Below are 5,513 nucleotides of genomic sequence, written 5' to 3'. Positions count from 1 at the left end.
GCCCCACAACTAATCGCCACCGCCTCCGGCGCACGACCCACCCGCTCACCAAACAACACCGGAATCGACACCGACGCCGACCTCGGCTGGGTCAGCACCACACGATTACCGACCTCGGCCAGCCGCACGTGCTCTGCCTGATCGAGCAGATCGAGCGCCGAAAGCCGCCGCCCCGCATCAGCGGTCATCACCACCAGCACGCGCTCCAACCGCTCGATGAGCGCCCTGATGCCTTCCGCGTCGAACACGTCGGTGTCGAACTCGATGCGAAGACCCAGATCGCTGCCTGGCATGGCGGCAACCGTCAGCGGGTAGTGGTTGTACTCGCGGGTCGCGAACTCGGTGATCGCCAGCTCGTGGTCACCGGCCGAGGCGGCGGTGTCGATCGGATAGTTCTCGAATACGAACAGCGCGTCGAACAGTTGCTCGTGCCCGGTGACGCGGTGGATGTCGTTGAGCGCCAGGTGCTGGTGCTCGAGGGTCTGGTTGTAGGCGCCTTGCAGCCGATCGAGTAGCTCGGCCGTGGTGGTCGCAGCTGTCATGCTCGCGCGCACCGGCACCGTGTTGAGCAGCAGCCCGACCATCGACTCCGCGCCGGCCACCTCCGTGGGCCGCCCCGAGACCGCCGTTCCGAAGGCGACGTCCTGCTGGCCGGTCAACTGGCACAGCAGCTGGGCGAAGGCGGCTTGCAGCACAATGTTGACGGTGGTCTGCTGCGAGCGGGCCAACTCGGTGAGGCCCTTCATGATCTGCTCGGGCACCCGGTGCGCGACGACGCCGCGCCGCCCGAGTCCACCGCGGCCGGCCGGCGCCACCAGGGTCGGGGTATCGAACCCGGCGAACAGCTCGCTCCACGCTGCTTGGGCGGCTTCGCGATCCTGGCCGGCAAGCCAGTTGACGAAGCTGCGGAACGAGGCGGGCGCGGGCAGCGGCTGCCCGTAGTAGCCGGCGATGATCTCGTTCAGCAGGATCGGCAGCGACCAGCCGTCGATGACGATGTGGTGGTTCGTCAGCACGAACCGGTGCCGGTCGGCTCCGACCCGGATGAGTGCCGCCCGGAAGGCCGACTGTCCGGCGAGATCGCAGACCGCCGCGCGTTCGGCCGCAGACACGGTCTGCACCTGCGCGTCGACGTCGGAGTCCTCGGCGGTGAGGTCAGTGAGATCCCTGTACTGCCATGGCACGACCGGGTCGGACACGATGACCTGCACCGGCTCGTCGAACTCCGCGCAGAATCGGGCCGCGAGGTGCGGGTGCCGGTCGACGACGGCCTGCACCGCGGCCCGCAGCCGCTGCGGGTCGAGCGCGCCGGTCACGGTGATGTCGAGCTGCACCGCGTACAGGTCGTCGCTGCTCTCGGCGGAGCCGGCGTGGAACAGCAGGCCCTGTTGCAGGGGGGTCAGCGGCAGCACGTCGGCGACGCGGTACCGCTGCTGCAGCTCGTCGACCTGCTGTTGGCTCAGCCGGGCCGGTGCGAGGTCGGACGGCGTCAAGCCGCCTCCGCCGGCGCGCACATGTGCGCAAATCCCAGCGAGGGCGTCGGCCCACAACCGGCTCAGTCGCAGCACCTGGTCGTGCTCGACCACAGAAGACGCCCAGGACCAGTTGGCGTGCAGCTGTGGACCGCCGTCGGTTTCCGCGGTGCCGGCGTTGAGCTCGACGGTGTGGGCGAGCGGCATGGGGATGGCCGCGACTGGACCGGCCATCGCCAGGCCGTCCTGGCTGATCCGCCACATGTCCTCGGAAAGCTGAGCACCAGCCGCGCCCACCCGGCCCAGGTAGTTGAAGCCGATCGCCGGGTCCGGTCCGGTCAGCTCGACATCCGGGTTCAGGTAGCGCAGCAGACCGTAGGTCGAACCGTCCGGGAGGGCGCGCAGCTGCTCCTTGGCGTCCTTGACGACCGCACCCAGCGCGGCCTCACCGGCCGTCACCTGGCGCCACTTCAAGCCGCCGACGGCCAGCGACACGGGGTACTTCGTCGTGAACCATCCGACGGTGCGCGTCAGGTCGACGTCGTCGGCAAGGTCCTCGTCGCGCCCGTGGCCCTCCACGTCGATGCAGATCGGCGCGCGGGTGGCCGTCAGCTCCGCGACGGCCAGGCCGAATGCGATCAGCAGGATGTCCTGCACGCCAGCATGGAACGCCGCGGGAACCTCACCGAGCAGCATCCGGGTCGTTTCGACGTCCAGCTCGGTGGACAACTGCCCGGCCGTCGCGAACGTGTCCAGCGACGGTTGCAACGACGGCAGCACGGCCGGGGTCGACGCCACCTGCCGCCAGGTGCCTGCTTGTCCGACGACCTCCGGCCGCTGTGCGTGCTCTGCGAGCAGCCGGGACCACCGGGCAAACGACGTCCCGTTCGCCGGCAGTGCGATCGGTTGGCCGCCGTGGTGCTGAGCCCACGCGATGTTCAAGTCTTCCAACAGGATTCGCCACGACACCCCGTCGACTGCGAGGTGGTGGACGATCAGCGCGAGCTGGCCGGTGGACGTCGCCCACACCGCGCTCACCATCGCCCCGGCCGCCGGGTTCAACCGGGACCGCGCTGCCAGCAGCGCTTGTTCGGTGAGCTCGTCGACTGTCAGCAGGCATTCGGTCGCGGCGACCGAACCGGTCTCGGGCACGTGCAGCGCCCAGCCGCCGGCACCGTCGTCGTCGACGCGCAGCCGCAGCATGGCATGGCGGTCGAGCAGTGCCTGCAACACGGCGAGCACGTCGGCCTCGCTCACCCCCGCGGGGGCCTGCGCCACCATCGTCTGGTTGAACTCGTCGACCGGGCCGTCGACGGCTTCCAGCCACCGCATGATCGGAGTGGCGGCCACCGGTCCGACACCCTCGTCGATCGCGCCGGCCTCACCGTCGGCCACCCGGACCACCCGGGCCAACCGGGCCACGGTCTGTTCGACGAACAGATCGCGCGGGCGGCACCGCAGTCCGGCGGCCCGGGCCCGCGCCACCACCTGCATCGACAGGATGCTGTCCCCGCCGAGTTCGAAGAAGGAGTCGTCGACGCCGACCCGCTCCAGCCCGAGCACCTCGCCGTAGATGGCGGCCAGCAGTTCCTCCACCGCGTTGCCGGGGGCGCGGTAACGATCGACGTCCTGGTACACCGGAGCGGGCAGTGCGCGGGTGTCGAGTTTGCCGTTCGGCGTCAACGGCAGTGCGGGCAACAGCACCACCGCGGTGGGCACCATGTAGGCCGGTAACCGCCCGGCCAGCGTCGCCCGCGTCTCGGCCGGGTCGGCGGTCCCGGTGACGTAACCGACCAGGCGCTTGTCGCCGGGGCGGTCGGCGCGGGCGACCACCACCGCCTGCTGCACGCCGTCGCAGGCCGCCAGCGCCGCCTGGACCTCGCCGAGCTCGATGCGGTAGCCGCGGATCTTGACCTGCTCGTCGGCACGGCCCAGATACTGCAACTGGCCGTCGGCACCCCAGCACACGAGATCGCCGGTGCGGTACATCCGCATCCCCGATCCGCCGAACGGACAGGCCACGAACCGCGAAGCGGTCAACCCGGACCGGCGCACATACCCGCACGCCAGCCCACGACCGGCCACGTACAACTCCCCGACCACGCCGGCCGGCACCGGGCGCATCGCGCTGTCGAGCACGAACAACGCCGCCGTCGGCACCGGCGCGCCGATGGGCACCACCCCGGCTCCGGGGGTCAGCGGCGCGCTGAGCATCACGACCATCGTCGTCTCGGTCGGGCCGTAGGCGTTGATCATCGTCCGCCCGGGCGCCCACCGGTCGACCAGTTCCGGCGGGCAGGCTTCACCGGCCACCACCAGCGCCAGCGAGCCCAGGTTCTCCGGCGACAACACCCCGACCGCCGAGGGGGTCTGGGTGAGGACGCTGACCTGTTCGGCCACCAGCAGGGCCTCGAAGTCCTCGGGCGACCGGGTCACCGAGTCGGGCACCACGACCACTCGGCCGCCGTGCAGCAGAGGCGACCACGTCTCCCACACCGAGGTGTCGAACCCGTAGGTGTGGCACTGCGTCCACACACCGGTCACCGGCAGATATCGATGCAGCTGCTCGAGCAGTTGGATGACGTTGCGGTGGGTGACTGCCACGCCCTTGGGCACGCCCGTGGTTCCGGAGGTGTAGATCAGGTAGGCAACGTCGTCGGCGTCCGGAGTGGGCAGCGCGACGCCGGCCGGGTACGTGTCGATGCGGGGGTCGTCGATGTCGACAACCGGCAGGTCGTTGCCGGCCAGCCGCTCGGCGAGCTCGGTGTTGGTGACGGCGGCGATCGGCGCGGCGTCGGCGACCATGAACTCCATGCGCGCCGCGGGCAGCGCCGGGTCGATCGGCAGATACGCGGCGCCGGTCTTGAGCACCGCCAGGATCGCGACGATCATCTCGGCCGACCGCGGCAGCAACAGCGCCACGCACTCGCCCGGGCCGACGCCCTGTCCCCTCAACAGCTGGGCCAGCCGAGTGGCGGCCTCCTCGACCTCGCGGTAGGTCCACGACTGCGTCCCGTATCGGATCGCGACCGACTCCGGCGCGCGTTCCACCTGCTCGGCGAACAACACCGGGATCGACGCCGAAGCGGTTGGGGGCCCGGCCAACGCGGCGCGGTTGCCGATCTCGTCGAGGCGGGCGTGCTCTGCGTGGTCGAGCAGGTCGATCGTCGAGACTCGCCGCGCGGGCTCGGCGGTCATGGCGCTCACGACCCGCTCCAACCGCTCGATCAGCGACTCGATGCTGGCCGCGTCGAACACGTCGGTGCGGTACTCCACCTCGCCGCGGATCCCGGCCGGGTCGCCGTCCTCGCTCCAGTACTCGCCCAGTGAGAACGTCAGGTCCATGCGGGCGGTGCGGGTGTCCACCGGCAGTGGCGCCACGTCCACGTCACCGAGGGCGATCTCGGCGGCGTCACCGTCCTGCCCGGCGAAGTTCTGCCAGGCCAGCATCACCTGCACCAGCGGAGAATGCGTCATCGACCGGGTCGGGTTGAGCCGCTCGACGAGCACCTCGAACGGCACGTCGAGGTGTTCGTAGGCAGCCAGGCTACGGGCACGCACGTCGTTCAGCAGCTCGTCGACGGTCGGGTCGCCGGACACCTCGACCCGCAGCACCAGGGTGTTGACGAAGAAGCCGACCAGATTGTCGAGCGCGGTGTCGCCGCGCCCGGCGATCGCGAAGCCCACCGCGACGTCGCTGCTCGCGCTGATCTTCGACAGCAGCACCGCCAGCGCGGCCTGCATCACCATGAAGCTGGTCGCGTTGTGCGCACGCGCCAGTTGCGCGACGCGCTGCTGCAACTCCGCCGACCATTGCACGGGCACGCGGGCGCCGCGGTAGTCGGCGACGGGCGGGTAGGGCCGGTCGGTGGGTAGTTGGAGCTGTTCGGGCATGCCGGCCAGGGCCTGTTCCCAGTAGGCGAGCTGGGCGGCGATGCGGCTGTCGGGGTCGTCGATCTCGCCGAGTTGTGCGCGCTGCCACAGTGTGTAGTCGACGTACTGCACCGGCAGCGGCGCCCAGTCCGGCGCGTGGCCGCCGCT

1 protein-coding gene is annotated in these 5,513 nt (G+C 70.5%); it reads right to left on the bottom strand.

Annotated features, from left to right (window positions below):
• Nucleotides 1–5,513 (bottom strand): non-ribosomal peptide synthetase (locus A5663_RS15655; protein ID WP_156744503.1); only part of this gene is annotated, 5,513 nt, incomplete at both ends.

This window comes from Mycobacterium sp. E740 (assembly GCF_001672895.1).
Taxonomy (GTDB): domain Bacteria; phylum Actinomycetota; class Actinomycetes; order Mycobacteriales; family Mycobacteriaceae; genus Mycobacterium.
This window is presented reverse-complemented; position numbering and strand designations above follow the sequence as displayed.